This is a genomic window from Streptomyces plumbidurans, assembly GCF_019857225.1.
Lineage (GTDB): Bacteria > Actinomycetota > Actinomycetes > Streptomycetales > Streptomycetaceae > Streptomyces > Streptomyces plumbidurans.
Map to the genome: position 1 here is coordinate 124,504 of NZ_JAFJSY010000016.1, position 15,803 is coordinate 140,306.

Sequence of the window (15,803 nt, forward strand, 5' to 3'; positions counted from 1 at the left end):
TGTCCATCGCTGATCCGTGAGGGATCGGGCAAAAGGGTGCGGTTCGCCCGCCGTTGGAGCGGCGGGCGAACCGCACTGTTGTCGCGGTCACGCCGCGAATACCTGTGAATCGTCGGCGAACGCCTTGAACTCCAGGGCGTTTCCGGCCGGGTCGTGGAAGAACATCGTCCACTGCTCGCCCTTTTCGCCCTCGAAGCGGACGTAGGGCTCGTTGTGGCCAGGGTTTGCGGTTGACCGTTGACCACTTCCTCAGCTGCTTGCCGACCGCCTGGACGGGAGTGGGGTCAGGCGAGCGACGCCCGTGGCAGCTTCGAGTGCCTCTCTCAGCTTCTGGTTTTCCAAGGTGATTCGCTGAATGTGGCAGGCGGCGAGGGTGAAGGTCTCGGTGAGCTCGCGGTTGTGACGCTTGAGCTTGGCGTTTCGGGCGACGAGCCTGTCGTAGCGGGTCGGTTCGCTTGGTGCTCCTGGCGTCGGCGGTGCTGCTCGGAGGGCGGCGATCTCCTGTGCGATGTCGGGGAAGTGGCGGCGGAAGGTGGTGTTGCTCATGCCGAACTTGCTGGCCAGGGCCAGGACGCTCGGCTGGGTGCCGTTGTCGCCCGCTCGCTGGCGGAGTTCGTCCAGTGCCGCCCGGACCTGGGATTCGTGGGGTGCGTCAACGCGGCGGGTCATGCGGTCTCCGGCGTGCTGGTGTTGCGACTGAGGAACGCGGTGATCTCGGCCCGTCGTGACGCGAGGCGGTGCTGCATGAGGGGCGGCAGCGGCGGTCGTGCTGCCAGGCGTCGGTCGATGCGGTCGAGTTCGGACTGCCAGGCTTCGGTGTTGCTGCTGGTCAGAGCGACGTTCTGGCAGGCGAGGGGTTGGCAGTGGCCATGATCGGGCAGCCCTTCGAAGCGGCCTTTGCGGGCTCGTTCGCAGAGTGCCTTGCTGTGGTCGTGGACGCAGGTGATGTAGGTGCCGGGATAGACGGCGGGGTCTTCCCGTTCCATGATCCGTTTCAGGCGGCGTTCGTCAGTGACGACGATTCCCTGGAAGCGGGTTCGGTGGCCGAAGCCTTCGAGGCGGCGGGCCGCCTCGGCGGCTGCTGGGCCGGTCAGTTCGGTGTGTTCGTGGGCGTCGACCATGGCGAGGTAGTGCTCACCGCGGGCGAGAGCTTGTTCGCTCTCGACTTCCGCGCGGAATCCGGAGTCGCTGGTGCCGGCATAGCCCTCGAAGATCTGGATGCCGTGGTGACGGTATTGCAGGGCTCCGGCGATCGAGCCGCCTGGCCGGCGAGCGATGAACCAGGCCAGGGTCCGCCGGAAGTGCGACGTCATCAGCCGGAACATTCTGCCGTTGACGGCGGGGATGCCGTCGGCGCGTCCCTGCTTGTCGCAGTAGGCGTTCACCCAGTCGATGAAGAGGTTGAGATTTTCGTTGGTGGTGCTGTTGAGCATGGCGCTCGCGTCGCGGACACGGTGGCGGGTTCCGTATCCGTGCGGGAGCCGGGTGAACAGGATGTCGGTGCCGGGCGGCTGGAGCGCTTCCATGACCGCGATGGCCCGTGCGACGGGTTCGCCCACGATCCAGGTCGCCGGCACGCCCCTCGGGTCGTCCTCGCCTTTAAAGGCGATCCCGTCGACCTTCCAGCGGTAGGGGCGCCCGTCGGGGTCCCGCTCGGTCCGCAGGCAGCCGCGCCGGAGCTCCTTGACCTCTGAGTCTCGCATCCCACTCAAGTACGCGATCACGGCATAGGTAGCAGCCTGGAGATGCCGGGCGAGGACGGCCAGGCTGTTGGGCTGCTCTGGGTGGGTGACGATGTCGTCGATCCAGGGTCGGCCGTCGAGCGAGCCGAGGATCGGAATGTCGAAGGCGGCGCTCTCGCTGACCCCGACCTTGGCCTCTGCCTGGTCGATGAGCACCTGGTAGACGGGGTCATCCAGGGACTTTCGGCTGCATCCGATCTGCTGGGCGAGGACCTTGCGGTTTGGCGTTCCCCGCCAGCCCGGCAGCGGCCGGCCGCTGCTGACGTACTCCTCCAGATGATCGGAGATCGCCTGGGGCAGGTTGCCGGTGGACCTGTGGAACTTCCGTTCCGGAAGCCGCTGGTAGACCCCGACGAACCGGGTCTTCCTCCACTGCTGGTCGGCGGCGACGATGTCGGGACCGAAGAGGTCGATGAACCGTAGGGCCCAGACGAACAGCGGGCCGAGAACGGCTTCAGGGATGCGGCTGGTGCGGTTCTCACTTCGCGTTTGTCCGCGGGTATCGGGTTCGCCCCACCCGTCGATGTGAACGGGGTCGAAGGAGAGACGATCGCTGAGGTTGTGCCTCCAGCGCCAGAACAGCCGGACCTTCGCACGGCACGTTTCACGCTGTGCCGCTGAACCCGGGAACAGCCCGACAAGGTGCCGTTGGTAGGCGAGAAGGTCGGCGCCGGTCAGTGTGCCCAGCTGCTGACACCGGGGTTCGCTCTGGTCGTCCAGCCAGGTCAGGAAGCGGAAGAGTTCGGTGGACGCGCAACGTACTCCCTCAACCTTGCAGCGCCTTTCTCCTTGCGGGAGGGGCCCGGACAGCATGGCGTAAGCCAGCTGCTTGGCGACCGGTCGGAACCGGGCCGGGAAGCGGTCGAAGTTCAGGATCAGGTTGCGGCCGCTGCTCTTGTGGATCGCGGGCTGCAGCCGCCAGACGGCGTCGCCGAACTGCGAGGTGTCCTCCAGGGCGACGCCGTCCCGCAGGGGCCGGTCGTGGAGGACGAAGACGTCGTCGCCGGGAAGCGCGACGCTGCGGGCGAGGGCGGTCACATCTGCTCCCAGGGTTCTTCGACCAGATCCAGCAGGACGTCGGTCGGCTTGGCCCGCTCTGCGTGCTGTCGTTCCGCGGGGCTGAACTTCGCGAGGATGTCGTGGCGGACCGCGGCCCAGGCCGGCCCGTAGCGCCGCCACCACTCGTCCTCGTTCATCGTCAGGCGACGCTCGGCCAGGGCGTCCATGAGCCCCAGCAGCCGGGGTAGGTGATCACGGGTGACCAGGCAGTTCCCGCAGTGGAAACAGGCCAGGAAGGATGCCTCGCAGGTCTTCCCGGTCGCCGGGTGGACGTGGTTGCCGCAGGCGGTCCAGGCGGTGTCGAGTTCGCCGTCAACCGCGCGCCGGGCCGACTCGGCATCCAGGCCCGCCTCGCGCTGCACCACTTCGGCGTCGGCCGGGCCGGTGACCACCCGCAAGGGGCCGCCCGCGGAGGTCAGCACCTGCTCGTGAGCGCGCAGTGCGGCCTGCTCGGCGTCGACGAGCGCCTCGCCGAGAACCTGGTGGGCCCACTCGACGATGACGGGGTCGCCACCCAGGTAGTTGCGGAAGAGGACTTGCATGGTGTTTGACTTCGCGGCCGACGGCAGATGTCCGCCCAGCCGTCGTGTGCGGCGGACTTCGGTGCTGGTCTTGATGCGGTTGAAGGTCACCTGCAGCGGCTTCGCCTCGTGGCCCTCGGAGGCATCGGCCAGCAGGGGCCGCCGCCGGTCCCCGGCCCATTTCGACAGCTTCACCTCGCCCCAGAGCTTGACCGCGAACGGCGGGTGGTGCTCGGCAACATCGTCGCCCCCGAGCTCGAGGATGTTGCGCCAGGCGCAGAAGAGCCGGTCCGAGCCGCAAAACGCCCGGCTGCGGGCTGTCAGCTTGTGGATCAGCAGGTAGAGACCGCCGGGGGTGTGCAGGGCTCGGTGCGGGGGACCAATCTCCCAGGTGACCGTCTCGAACCATCGCCGCGGGCCGCGACGCCGTTTGATGAGAGTGAGCTCGACAGCCCGGCCGTCAAGGATCTTGTGCTGTGCGGGCAGTTCCTTGATTGTTTCGCCGTTGCGTTCGGTGAGAGCACACAGCAGGACCATCAGCGGCGCGAGGTCTCGCAGGTGCAGAAACAAGTGCTGGGCCAGCTCGATCCGTCGCGTCAGGTGGTCGTGACGACCGTCGTCGCTCAGGCGCGGAACCCTTCCACTGGTAGCCATGTCGGCCAGCAGGGCGCCCTTTTCATCGCCGGCGCCGTCGTCGTGCCGGCGTACGAGTTCTTCGCCGCTCGCGATCCGGCCGCGGATTCGGGCAACGTCGGCTCGGGCCGCGGACAGCAGCCGCTTGAACTCGCCGTCGGAGTAGCCGGCCTGGCCGAAGCTGCGGGATCGTGGCTGACGCCGGACCAGAGAGTCCCGGGCTTCGGGCGCCAGGAGCGAGACGATCGCGTCCATGTCGAGCAGGAGCTTGATGTCCTGCACGTCCTTGAACGCGGTTTCCTCGCCCGCCTGGGTCGTGCGGAACCGTACGAACCCTTCGACATGGGCGGCGGTGAGCCGGCCGGGATCGGCGGGCGGGGTGGGAAGTCCGGCCAGGAACCGCATCCAGCGACCCAGGCACCACCACGTGCCCGCCGCTGAAGTTCGGGTGCGCAGTCCGCCGCCGGGGCCTGTCCGCTGGGCAAAGGCTCCGGCCAGCGGCATCCACCAGCCTGGCAGCGGCAGCCGGGCCATGTCGAAGACGTCGCGGCGGCCGTCATCACCGTGGAAGAAGACCACGGTCGCGCCCGCAGGATCTGCTCCCACGGGGCCCGGCGGGTCGTACTCGCCCGCCGGCGAGGCCGACGGACGGCCTGGTCCCGTGCTGCCGCGGCCCCGGCGCGTCACCGAACCGCTTCCTGGTCAGCGTCGGCCGGGACGGCATCGTCGCCGAGCTGGGCCAGCGGGGTGTCTCTCGGGTCGTCCCACGTGTCCGGCACCAAGGCCATGCGGGTTTCCATCTCCAGCTCCTGGAGGGCGTGCAGATAGATCAAGGTCGTCAGGATCGACCGGTGTCCGAGCCTGCGGCGGACCCAGTCCAGCGGGTCGCCGAAGATGCGGGTGTAGTGCCCGCGCTGCTGGGGGTTAAGTTCGGCGAGCTGAGCGATGTGGGCCCGCTGGAGTTGTTCGAGGGTGACCACCGCGAACGTGTGCCGCAGGAGGTGGGCGTGTGCTTCGACCAGCACGTCGGCCTTGTGGCAGCGGTCGTTGGCCGTGGAGAACATCGCCTGCCAGCCGGAGACGGACATCGGCAGCCCGTTCTCGTTCAGCCAGAGCATCGCAGGTTCCAGGCCGTCCTCGGTTTCCCGCAGAAGCCGCCGCCGCTCGGCCGGCGACAGGTCTTGCAGCCGCATCCGGTGGACACCGCCGGCGCTGAGCCGGTGCACCACATGCGGGCGGGACGGGTCGGCGATGACCAGGGGCCGGCGGATGCGCTGGTAGCGGCCCGCTGCCCGGGCCTGTTCGACCACCTCGGCCCGGTCCCACTCCACGTAGGCGATCACCTCCTGGACGATGCTGTGCGGGAGGTAGACCCACCGGGCGGAGAAATTCTTCGCGATTACCCCGGGCAGCCAGAACCGCTGGTATCCGCCCAGGGCAGTGCTGGTGGGGATTTCGAAGACGGTGACGCTGGCCTGCTCAGTCAGCCGCAGCCCCGTGCGGACCATGAGGTCGCTGAACGTCGCGTTGCGGGCCGCCCACCGGCCGCGGAACCGGTCCGCGGGCAGTCCGTCCGGGCCGTAGCCGCGAAGCCCCACATCCCGCCAGAGCCGGTAGGTCGCCGGCGGCATCCACTCGATGCGCTCCCCGTTCTCGTCATGCGCGTACGTCGCCGGAACCGTGGAGGGACCGGTGGGCCGGAGAACCGACCCCGTCGGCGCGGGCCGGGCGGCGCGATGCGGGATCGGGACCGCCGCGACGTGTCCCTGCCGCACCGCCCACGCGTAGAACTGGTTGACCAGCGCCACTTCGTGATTCCAGGTGCTGCCCTCGACGCAAGGTCCCGTCTCATCCCGGCGGCGCCACTGATGGAACGCCAGATGATCCGCTTTAGTAGCAGCCCTCCACGATTTCCCACCGCGCGCGGTATGCAGGAACGTGAAGAACCGGGCCATAGCTCTGGCCCGATTGGCGTTGCTGTTCCACGGAGCCGTCAGATTCGCCTGAAGGAAGTACGCGTTGAGCGCGACGTCGTACTCGAACCGCGGCGACAGCAGGAACGGCAGGCCGTCTGGCAGCCCTTCCTCATCCAGCCACGCCACCAGGTCACCGTGCACCACGTCCAGGAAGGAAGGCGTCGTCGTGGGCACGGGTAAGTCGCGGCTCACGAAGTGCACCGTCCACCTGGGTCTGCTCAACACCCGCGGACCCTAACCGGTCAGTGGCCGACTACTCGCTCCTGCCGCAGTACGGCCGGGCACTCACCTCTGTCGACGCGCTGCGTCCCGCTGCGTGGGGCCGGCGGCAGGCGGCGCAGTCATGTCGAGGAGAAGCAGCGCATCGTGGTCGGGGCTACCGGGCTCGGCGGTATAGACGCCGATGCGCTGGCCAGGGGTGCCTTCCACGTGCAGGGACTGCGAAGTCAGCGTGAGCGTTCCGACCTGGGGGTGCCGGAACGTCTTGTGAGCAGGCTTGCGTCCGGTCACTTCGTAGCGTTCCCACAACCGGGCGAAGTCGGGGCTCTTGAGGAGGAGCTCGCCGACCAGGTTGGTCAGGTCGGGGGCATCGGGTGCGGTGCCGGCGACGGCGCGCAGCCGGGCGACGCAGCCGGTGATCTGCCGGTCCCAGTCCGTGAAAAGGTCGCGGGCCGCGGGGTGGAGGAAGAGGTAGCGGGCCAGGTTGCGGTGCTTGGCCGGCCAGTCGTCCAGGCCCGCGTACAGGGCGAGGCCGCCGGGGTTCCAGGCCAGCATGTCCATGCTGCGGCTGATCACGTACGCGGGGTTCGGGCGCAGAGACTCCAGCAGCAGCTTCAGGTGGGGGCGCACGGTGCGGCTCGGGGCCGGCGGCGGCTCGGGCGCGTAGCGGGCGGCACGCGCGGCGAGCTCACGCAGGTGCTGGTGCTCCTGGTCGTCCATGTGCAGGGCGCGGGCGAGGGAGTCGAGGACGGCGGGGCTGGGGCGGGTCTCCTTGCCGCGTTCCAGGCGCACGTAGTAGTCGATGCTGATCCCGGCGAGGGTGGCCAGCTCCTCACGGCGGAGCCCCGGGGTACGGCGGATACCGGCACCTGCGGTGAGGCCGACGTGTTCGGGGCTGGTCTGGGTGCGGCGGGCGCGCAGGAAGCGGCCCAGCTCGGCGCCCTCGCTGTGCGCGCTCGTCGAAGTCATGACTCCAGTCTCACCCGCCGGGCACCCGCTACGCGGGCGGGAGGGGGGCCCTGTCGTTACCCCCGAAGAGCCCGCCCTGCCACACCCGAGCGTTCCGGGCGAAGGTGAATGAGGAAGACGTCGGCCCCTCGCGCCGCCCGGCCTTCAACCGGCACGACCTGCCGGGCCGGGCGACAGTGAGAGACCAGGTAACACCATGATCGGAAGAGGGCGAGATGCGGTACATCAAGCTGCGTGACCTGGAGGTTTCCCGGATCGGGCTGGGCGCGATGGGCATGTCCCACGGCTACACCGGCTCGGGCACCGATGACATGGAGTCGATCAGGACCGTGCACCGGGCGCTGGAGCTGGGCGTCACGTTGATCGACACCGCCGAGATCTACGGCCCCTACACCAACGAGGAACTGCTCGGGCGGGCGCTGAAGGGCCGGCGGGACAAGGTGGTGCTGGCCACCAAGTTCGGCCTGGTCTCGCACGGCGGCGACGGCGCGTGGAACCTGGACTCCAGCCCGGCCAACATTCGCACCGCCATCGAGGGCTCCCTGAAGCGCCTGGGCACGGACCACATCGACCTGTACTACCAGCACCGGGTGGACCCGAACACGCCGATCGAGGAGACCGCCGGCGCCGTGAAGGAGCTGATCGACGAGGGCAAGGTCCGCGCCTTCGGGCTCTCCGAGGCCGGCCCGGACACGATCCGCCGGGCCCACGCCGTCCAGCCGGTCACCGCGGTGCAGTCCGAGTACTCCCTGTTCACCCGCGGCATCGAGGGCCGTGTCCTGCCCGTCCTGCGGGAGCTGCACATCGGTCTCGTGCCGTTCTCCCCGCTGGGCCGCGGCTTCCTGACCGGCACCGTCCGCTCCACCGATCAGTTCGACGAGAACGACTTCCGTCGCGACAACCCGCGCTTCACCGGCGAGAACTTCCAGCACAACCTGGCGCTCGCCGATGAGGTCAAGGCCCTGGCCGACGAGGCCGGTGCCACGCCCGGTCAGGTGGCGCTGGCCTGGCTGCTCGCTCAGGGCGACGACATCGCCCCCATCCCCGGCACCAAGCGCGTCAGCCGGGTCGAGGAGAACGCCGCCGCCGATGCCGTCACGCTGACCGCCGAGCAGCTCGACAAGCTCTCCAGCCTGCCGCCCGCCGCTGGCGACACCCACACTGCGGCCCAGGCGCAGATGCTCGAACGCTGACCCCAATCCCGGCACGCTGCGCTTCGCGTGGCGCCCCCGCCCCTCGTTTGGAGTAACACCTTTCATGCGTGCAGCAGTGATGTACGGAGCCGGCGACGTCCGCGTCGAGGACCGGTCCGACCCGAAGATCGTCCAGCCCACTGATGCCGTGGTGCGCGTCGTCGCGTCCTGTGTGTGCGGCAGCGACCTGTGGCCGTACGCGTCGATGCCCGCCACCGGCACCGGCCGCCCCATGGGGCACGAGTTCATCGGCGTGGTGGAGGACACCGGTCAGGACGTGACCGGCCTGAAGGCCGGTGATCTGGTCGTCGCCCCGTTCACCTACAGCGACAACACCTGCGACTACTGCGCCAAGGGCCTGCATATCTCGTGCCGTAACGGCGGCCGGTACGGCTTCGACGGCGTGGACGGCGGGCAGGGCGAAGCCGTCCGCGTCCCGTACGCGGACGGCACCCTGGTGAAGCTGCCGGTGGCAGCCGACTCCGCGCTGCTGCCGTCGCTGCTAGCGCTCTCCGATGTGATGACCACCGGCCACCACGGTGCCGTCACCGCCGGCGTCGGCCGCGGTGATGCGGTGCTGGTGGTCGGGGACGGGGCGGTCGGCCTGTGCGCGGTGATCGCCGCCAAGCGGCTGGGTGCCGAGCGGATCGTGCTCGCCGGCCGCCACGAGGCCCGCACCGGTCTGGGCCGTGACTTCGGCGCCACGGACGTGGTTGCCGAGCGCGGCGAGGAGGGCATCGCCCGCATCCGCGAGCTGACCGGCGGCGTGGACAAGGTCATCGAGGCCGTCGGCACCCGCCCGGCCCTCGAGACCGCGCTCGGCGCGGTCCTGGACGGTGGCACCATCAGCCGCCTGGGCGTGCCCCAGTACGAGCAGGGACCGATCGGTCCGGCCGAGTTCATGCGCAACATCACCCTGACCGGCGGCGCCAGCCCCGCCCGCGCCTACATCCCGGAACTGCTGCCCGACGTCCTGGACGGCGCCATCACCCCCGGTCGCGTCTTCGACCAGGAATTCACCCTTGACCGGACACCGGACGCCTACCAGGCCATGGCCGACCGCCAGGTCCTCAAGGCCCTCGTCCGCCCCTGACCACCCGCCCGCGCCCTCCAGCGAAGGACATCCCGCTCATGCAGACCGTCACCCTCAACAACGGCGTCGAGATGCCGCTCCTCGGCTTCGGCGTCTACCAGATCCCCGCCGAGGACACCGAGCGCGCCGTCTCCGAGGCCCTGGCCGCCGGCTACCGGCTGCTGGACACCGCCGCCGCCTACGGCAACGAAGAAGCCGTCGGCCGTGCCATCAAGTCCAGCGGCGTCCCGCGCGAGGAGCTGTTCGTCACCACCAAGCTGTGGGTCCAGGACGCCCCCGCCGAGGACAACACCCGCCGCGCGTTCGAGACGTCCCTGACGAAGCTGGGTCTGGACCACCTCGACCTGTACCTGATGCACCAGCCCTTCGGCGACGTCTACGGCCAGTGGCGCGCCATGGAATCCCTCAACCGCGAGGGCCTCGCGAAGGCGATCGGCGTCGCCAACTTCTACCCCGACCGGCTGATCGACCTGATCCTCAACAACGAGATCACCCCGCAGGTCAACCAGATCGAGACCCACCCCTTCTTCCAGCGCGCCGACTACCAGGACCTCATGCGTGAGCACGGGGTGCAGATCCAGTCCTGGGGCGGCTTCGCCGAAGGCAAGAACGACCTGTTCACCAACCCCCTGCTCGCCGAGATCGGCAAGGAGTACGGCAAGTCGGTCGCCCAGGTCGTCCTGCGCTGGCTCACCCAGCGCGGCGTCATCGCCATCCCCAAGTCCGTCCGCGCCGAGCGCATGGCCGAGAACATCGACGTCTTCGACTTCGAGCTCACCGACGAGCAGATGGCCCAGATCGCCACCCTCGACACCGGCACCTCCCTGTTCTTCGACCACCACGACCCCGAGATGGTCAAGTGGCTCGCGGGGCGCCGTCTGGACAGCTGAACGCCTCACTCACTGCCCCTCGCCGGCCGCACGTGCCCTCGAGGCGAATGCCCGGGGCACCCGCCCGGCACCCACTGTTCTCCGGGAGCCACCCACCATGATCCCGCCGCAGCACCTCGGAGCCCTGCCGGGCCGGCGCACCGTTCTGCGCGGCGCCCTGCTGACCGCAACCGCCGCTTTGAGCGCGACCCACCTCGCGGGCTGCTCACCCTCCTCACCGAGGTCCGGCACCCCCACCGCCTCCCAGTCCGCCACGACGACCAGAAGCAACGTGAAACGAGTCCTGCTGGCCTACTTCTCCCGCTCGGGCGAGAATTACCACTATGGCGGCCGCACCGACCTGAAGGTCGGCAACACCGAGGTGCTCGCCGAGAAGATCGCCGACCGCATCGCCTGCGACACCTACCGCATCCAGGCCGCTGACCCCTACTCGCACGACTACGACGCGACTGTGAAGCGCAACGTCCGCGAGCAGGACACCGACGCCCGCCCGGCCATCGAAGGCCGCCTGCCCACCCTCGACAGCTACGACACCATCCTCCTGGCCAGCCCCATCTGGAACGTCCGAGCACCCATGATCATGACGACGTTCACCGAAGCCCTCGACTTCCGCGGCAAGACCATCCACTCGGTCACCACCTACGCCATGAGCGGCCTGGGCACCACCGCACGCGACTACGCCGCCTCCTGCCCCGGCGCAACCATCGCCGAGGGCCTCGCGGTACGCGGCGAAGAAGTCAAAGACGCCGACACCGAAGTCGAGGCATGGCTGCGACGCATCAGGTTGCCCGCCCAGTGACCACCCGCCGAGCACACCATGGCTCGACCGGATGGCGGCACATTCGCCGCAGCCTCAGTGGATCTGCCGCGGCGCTGGTGGGGCGACTCGGTACACCAACCCAGCCTCGAGGTAATGCCCTTCTCGAAACCGGTCACTGACCGCTTATGCACAAGGGTGCATGACGAACTCGACGCGCGCGGCGCGCAACCGCTCGGCGAGCGCGTGGAATTCGGCGATCGTCAGGATCAGCCCGAAGTGCGGCACCGGGACGTCGTGACCGTCGACCGGGTTGTGGATGCGCTGTCCGCGCTCCGGGGCGAGGTGGGTGACGAACTGGTGGCCGTGCAGGTTCCAGTCCACCCAGGTGTCCGCGCTGCGGCCCTGTTCCAGGCCCAGCACGTCGCCGTAGAACCGGCGGGCGGCGGCCAGGTCGTCGACCGGCATGGCGAGATGGAACCGCGGGATCGGGGAGTCGAGAACGCTCACGGGACCGCCCTCCAAATTGTTGGAATGTTTACATCGAGAGCGATGTGAAAGTTAACATTCCTACATCGCAGGGGTGAAGACCGAGGGGGCCGAAGACGATGAGCGAACGGGGCCGAGTGGCGCCCGCCCGGCGCCGGGGTCTCGCAGACGAGGTCGCCGACCGTATCCGGGAGGCCGTCTTCGACGGGACATACGCCCCCGGTGCGCAGCTGCGCGAGGTGGAGTTGTCCGGTGACATGGACGTCAGCCGCGGTCCGGTGCGCGAGGCCCTTCGCCTGCTGGAACGGGAGGGGCTGGTCCACTGCGCCTGGCACCGCGGTGCGACGGTGACCTCGCTGACCGCGGACGACGTGGCCGAGTTGGACAGTCTGCGCGGTGCGCTGGAGGACCTCGCCGTCCGCGAGGTGATCGCACACGCCTCGGACGAGGACCTTGCGTCCATCGCGAGGACGGCCGGCATGATGCAGCGGGCCGTCGACGCGCACGAGATGGTGCGCTGCGACATCGCCTTCCACGACGCGGTGTTCGCCGCCACGGGTCACCGGCGCCTGGCCGAGGCATGGGACGGCATCCGCTGCCAGGTGCATCTGTTCCTGCTGACCCGGATCGGCCGCAGTACCCGGGGCTATCTCGACCGCATCCCGCGCGAGCACCTGGAACTGCTCACCGCGCTGCGCGCCCGCGACACCGGCACCGCCCTCGAACTCTTCGCCCGGCACCGGCGCCAAGCCGTGGACGTGATCACCGGTCCCGCCGAGCCGGGTTCCGGCCCGCACACCGCACACGAGGAGACGCACGCGTGACCCGAACGACGACATGGACCCCGGCATCGGGCACAGGGGTGTGGTCGGTGCTGGGGGCCGCCGCGGCGGAGGCCGTCAGCCACGGCAACCCGGGGTGGATCGGTCTCGACGCCCAACACGGCTTCTACGACGACCAGTCGATGCGCGACGCGCTTCGTGCCGTGACCGCGGCCGACGTCCTGGTGCGTGTGCGCTCGCTCGACGCCGGTGAGATCGGCCGCGCACTCGACGCCGGGGCGCGAGGGGTCATCGTCCCCATGATCGAGTGCGCCGAGTCGGCCGCTCGCGCGGCAGCGGCCGTACGCTATCCACCGGTCGGCAGCCGCAGTTGGGGGCCGTTCGCCCCGTACTGGGGGCGCGCGGAGGTCGGCGTCGAGGAGGCCAACCGCCATGTGGTGTGCGGCGTCATGGTCGAGACCCGGGCCGGGCTCGACCGCGTCGACGAGATCGCCGCGACGCCGGGGGTCGACATGGTCTTCGTCGGACCCTACGACCTAGCCCTGTCGCTCGGCGTCCCGCTCGACGACCTCGTCGCGGGAGACAAGGGCGAGTTGCGGGCCGTCGTCTCCGCGTGCCGGGCCCATGACGTCATCCCCGGTGTGTACGCGGGCAGTTCCGCACGGGCCCGGCAGCTCGCGGGCATGGGGTTCGAGGTACTGGCGGCCCGCTCGGACCGGGATCTGCTGATCGACGGGGTGGGGGCGCTTGGCTAGGTTTTCACTCCCGAACGGGCAGGCCGATACGGACGCTGCGGTCGGCGCTGCGGGCCGGGACGCCGTACGAGAGCAGCGCGGCCACCGGGCGCGATGCGGTCGCCGCTTACTGGCCGGCGCGCCTGGCGGTTTTCGAGACGGTCGGGGCCGACTCCTCTCGCCGCCACCAGGACGAGGGGGGGGCCTGCCCGAACAGGCCTCGACGTGCCCGGAAGGCAGCCGGACCGACCCTGCTCAGCGCTCCCCCGTCAGGCCCGCGAAGGTTTTCTCGACGCGTGCGCGGTCCGCGCCGTCGGCCAGTAGGGCGTGGAGGAGGAGCCGTGCCTTCGGGGCGTCCAGCGGGCCGGCGGAGATCAGGCCCCGGCCCAGGACGTCGTACTCCGACCCGGGCCCGAGGTACGTATTGCTCAGGAGCGGTCCGGCGCCCGTGCGGGAGGCGAGGACCACCGGCATGCGGGCGGCGAGGCGTTCCAGTGGCTCGACCAGCCACGCCGGGACATGTCCCGCGCCGAAGGCCGCCACGACGAGCCCGTCGAAGCGGTCGTCCACCGCGTCCAGGAGTTCTCCTCGGTCCCCGAGCGACAGCGTGACCAGCGCGACGCGCACCGCGCGGTCGAGGCGCAGCGGGCCGGGCACGGTGTGCGCCGGGGGCCGGAGCAGCATGCGCGGCCGCCCCTCCGTCACTGTGCCGAGCGGCCCTGCACCCGGCGAGGCGAACGTCGCGACCGACGTCGTGTGCGCCTTGCGCACATGCCGTGCCGCGTGGATCTCGTCCGCCATCACCACTACGGCACCCGTGTCGCGGAACCGCGGGTCGCCGGCCACCGCAATGGCCGCCGACAGGTTCGCCGCACCGTCCGCGCCGGGTGCGTCGGGGCGTCGCATGGCGCCGGTGACCACGATGGGCTCGCGGTGCGCGCACAACAGGTCCAGGAGGAAGGCGGATTCCTCGATGGTGTCGGTGCCCTGGACGACGACCGCGCCCGAACCGTCGGCACCGGCCTCGTCGATCAGCCCGGCGAGCTCCGCCACGTCGTCGACGGTCAGCGCCGAACTGGGGACCCGCCGAAAGTCCCGCAGCCGGATCTCGACGTCGTCGGGGAGCGTCAGCTCGGACAGCACCTGGGCGCCGGACAGACGCCCCGGGCCTCCCTGTGCGGCGGAGATCGTCCCACCGAGTGTGAACACGGTGACGGTGTGGGCCATTCACCCTCCTTGCGCCTCATGGGTGGCTGCGTCAGGCCCATGTATACAACGGCGGCCAGTGTGTCCTACGAGAACCGGTACCCGGTGAAGTCGGCCAGCGGGACGTATCCGATGCGTCGGTAGAGGGCGTTGCTGGTGGCGTTGGCCGGGTTGGTGAACAGGACGACGTCCGTCGCGCCCGCGGCCAGCGCGGCCCGGGTCACCTCGGCGGTGACGGCGCCCGCGTAGCCGCGTGCGCGCAGGTGGGCCGGGGTGTAGACGGGGTCCACCCGGATCATGCCGGCGATCATCGACGTCGATCCGGCCATGGAGACCGGGGTGTCCTGCGGGGTCTGCCAGAAGGTGAAGTGCTTGTCGGCGAAGCGCGAGTCGGGCCAGGAGTCGGCGTCCAGGGTGGCGGGCTCCCCCACGTCGGCGGCGAACTCGTTGCAGAACCGGATGAGTTGCTCCTGGTCGCTCGCCTCCACCGCGCGCCCCCGACCGGCCGGACGCGGCTCGGGCGGCGTGAGCGTGCCGAGCCGGTGCAGACGGCCCCACCAGTGCGCCACCGGCGTTGCCCCGGTGCGCCGCTGCCATGCCTCGGCGAAGAGGGCGGCGGTGTCGTCGTCCGCAGTGACACCTGAGAGGGGGCGGCCCAGCGCGGCCAGGCGTGCGGCGAGGGTGTCGGCCTGCTCGTGGGACAGCGCGGTGAGGGTCACTCGGCGGGTGGCGAGGAGGTAGCAGATGGCGCTCACCTCACCGGCCGACTCCAGCAGGCCGAAGAGCGGGGGTTCGGGGCCGTATGCGTCGGCGCGCACGCGCAGCTTCTCGATGGTCGTCAGTGGTGTGGTGTGCAAGGCCGGCCGCGAGCGCAGGAAGTCAACGGCGCGGGTGCGGAATTCGTCGATGTTTTCGGTCAACTGCCAGTCGTACGGCGGCCGTTCGTCCACGTGCCAGTCATCCGGGCGCATGCCGCATGATCTCTCACGAGAGCCGTTCGCGCACCCACCCGGGGTCAGGATTGACGTGCGGACGGCCCGCCACGAACACCGTGGGCACCGTCTCGTTGCCGTCGTTGACCTCTCGCACCGCCGCGGCTCCCGCCGGGTCGCGCCAGATGTCGACCCAGTACAGCTGACGGGCCCGGAGCCCCAACCGCATGCGCAGCCGCATGCAGTACGCGCAACCCGGCCGCCAGAACACGACCGGCCGACCGTCGACGGCACTGCGGCGCTGCGCCTCCAGCGCGCCGATGGACCTCGGGAAGACCAGCGGCGAGTGGGCGGCGCCGAGCAGCACGAACACCACCAGCAGCACCGCGCCCAGGCCGGGGCTCCCCGTGAGGATCAGCCCCACCCCGGCGACCGATCCGCAGAGCAGGTAGAACATCGGCAAGGTCCAAGCGCGCATCATGATGACGCAGGCTACCGTCACTCCGTCGGCCGGACCGGGGCGCTGCTGCGCCCACCGGCGACGGTGTCGCCGACCCGGATCTCGCCGTGCCCGACCAGGCCGTCCTCCCGTGCAGGTCACCGGCTAC

General features: G+C 70.0%; 14 protein-coding genes and 2 pseudogenes. 6 read left to right on the forward strand and 10 right to left on the reverse strand.

Features of this window, described 5'->3' with window-relative positions; all coding sequences use genetic code 11:
* Positions 1-87 precede the first annotated feature (87 nt).
* From JYK17_RS40990 to JYK17_RS13530, 6 genes and pseudogenes are all read right to left on the reverse strand, one after another.
* Positions 88-210 (reverse strand): annotated as a pseudogene (locus JYK17_RS40990) (VOC family protein); the annotation flags it as partial.
* Positions 211-249: 39 nt separating this feature from the next.
* Positions 250-669, reverse strand: coding sequence for a hypothetical protein (locus JYK17_RS13510; protein ID WP_108014259.1), 420 nt, complete (start codon positions 667-669; stop codon positions 250-252).
* Entirely contained in the window at positions 666-2,780 is a 2,115-nt protein-coding gene (locus JYK17_RS13515; protein WP_108014260.1) for a hypothetical protein, read from the reverse strand. Before JYK17_RS13515 ends, JYK17_RS13510 begins: the two co-directional genes overlap by 4 nt.
* Positions 2,777-4,561, reverse strand: coding sequence for a hypothetical protein (locus tag JYK17_RS13520; protein ID WP_222810450.1), 1,785 nt, complete (start codon positions 4,559-4,561; stop codon positions 2,777-2,779). Before JYK17_RS13520 ends, JYK17_RS13515 begins: the two co-directional genes overlap by 4 nt.
* 77 nt (positions 4,562-4,638) lie before the next feature.
* Positions 4,639-6,132 (reverse strand): site-specific integrase, encoded by a 1,494-nt coding sequence (locus tag JYK17_RS13525; RefSeq protein ID WP_234548340.1) that lies wholly within the window; start codon positions 6,130-6,132, stop codon positions 4,639-4,641.
* A gap of 84 nt (positions 6,133-6,216) precedes the next feature.
* Positions 6,217-7,119: a helix-turn-helix transcriptional regulator gene (locus tag JYK17_RS13530; RefSeq protein WP_108014262.1), complete on the reverse strand. Its 903-nt coding sequence runs from the start codon at positions 7,117-7,119 to the stop codon at positions 6,217-6,219.
* 215 nt (positions 7,120-7,334) lie between these two features.
* On the opposite strand from JYK17_RS13530, the gene JYK17_RS13535 reads away from it, so the two are divergent.
* From JYK17_RS13535 to JYK17_RS13550, 4 genes are all read left to right on the forward strand, one after another.
* The gene (locus JYK17_RS13535) at positions 7,335-8,312 is read left to right on the forward strand and encodes an aldo/keto reductase (protein WP_108014263.1); all 978 of its coding nucleotides are present in this window, start codon (positions 7,335-7,337) and stop codon (positions 8,310-8,312) included.
* Between the two features lie 64 nt (positions 8,313-8,376).
* Positions 8,377-9,405: a zinc-binding dehydrogenase gene (locus JYK17_RS13540; RefSeq protein ID WP_181362570.1), complete on the forward strand. Its 1,029-nt coding sequence runs from the start codon at positions 8,377-8,379 to the stop codon at positions 9,403-9,405.
* A 38-nt stretch (positions 9,406-9,443) separates the two neighbouring features.
* Positions 9,444-10,295, forward strand: a complete 852-nt coding sequence (locus tag JYK17_RS13545) for an aldo/keto reductase (protein WP_108014265.1) — start codon at positions 9,444-9,446, stop codon at positions 10,293-10,295.
* 97 nt (positions 10,296-10,392) lie between these two features.
* The gene (locus tag JYK17_RS13550; protein WP_108014266.1) at positions 10,393-11,094 is read left to right on the forward strand and encodes a flavodoxin; all 702 of its coding nucleotides are present in this window, start codon (positions 10,393-10,395) and stop codon (positions 11,092-11,094) included.
* A 153-nt stretch (positions 11,095-11,247) separates the two neighbouring features.
* On the opposite strand, the pseudogene JYK17_RS13555 reads toward JYK17_RS13550, so the two are convergent.
* Positions 11,248-11,562, reverse strand: a pseudogene (locus tag JYK17_RS13555) (VOC family protein); the annotation flags it as partial.
* A gap of 98 nt (positions 11,563-11,660) precedes the next feature.
* Here JYK17_RS13555 and JYK17_RS13560 point away from each other — a divergent pair.
* Positions 11,661-12,365, forward strand: coding sequence for a GntR family transcriptional regulator (locus JYK17_RS13560; RefSeq protein ID WP_128800973.1), 705 nt, complete (start codon positions 11,661-11,663; stop codon positions 12,363-12,365).
* Complete coding sequence (locus tag JYK17_RS13565) at positions 12,362-13,078, forward strand: HpcH/HpaI aldolase family protein (protein WP_222810451.1); 717 nt, start codon at positions 12,362-12,364, stop codon at positions 13,076-13,078. Before JYK17_RS13560 ends, JYK17_RS13565 begins: the two co-directional genes overlap by 4 nt.
* Positions 13,079-13,312: 234 nt before the next feature.
* On the opposite strand, the gene JYK17_RS13570 is transcribed toward JYK17_RS13565, so the two are convergent.
* The 3 genes from JYK17_RS13570 to JYK17_RS13580 form a co-directional block, all read right to left on the reverse strand.
* On the reverse strand, positions 13,313-14,284 hold the full coding sequence (locus tag JYK17_RS13570) for an asparaginase (RefSeq protein ID WP_222810452.1): 972 nt from the start codon (positions 14,282-14,284) through the stop codon (positions 13,313-13,315).
* Between the two features lie 65 nt (positions 14,285-14,349).
* Positions 14,350-15,234, reverse strand: coding sequence for a GNAT family N-acetyltransferase (locus JYK17_RS13575; protein WP_108014270.1), 885 nt, complete (start codon positions 15,232-15,234; stop codon positions 14,350-14,352).
* 13 nt (positions 15,235-15,247) lie between these two features.
* Positions 15,248-15,676 carry a glutaredoxin domain-containing protein gene (locus JYK17_RS13580; protein ID WP_108014271.1) on the reverse strand — a complete coding sequence of 143 codons (429 nt, stop codon included), beginning with the start codon at positions 15,674-15,676 and terminating at the stop codon, positions 15,248-15,250.
* Positions 15,677-15,803 lie beyond the last annotated feature (127 nt).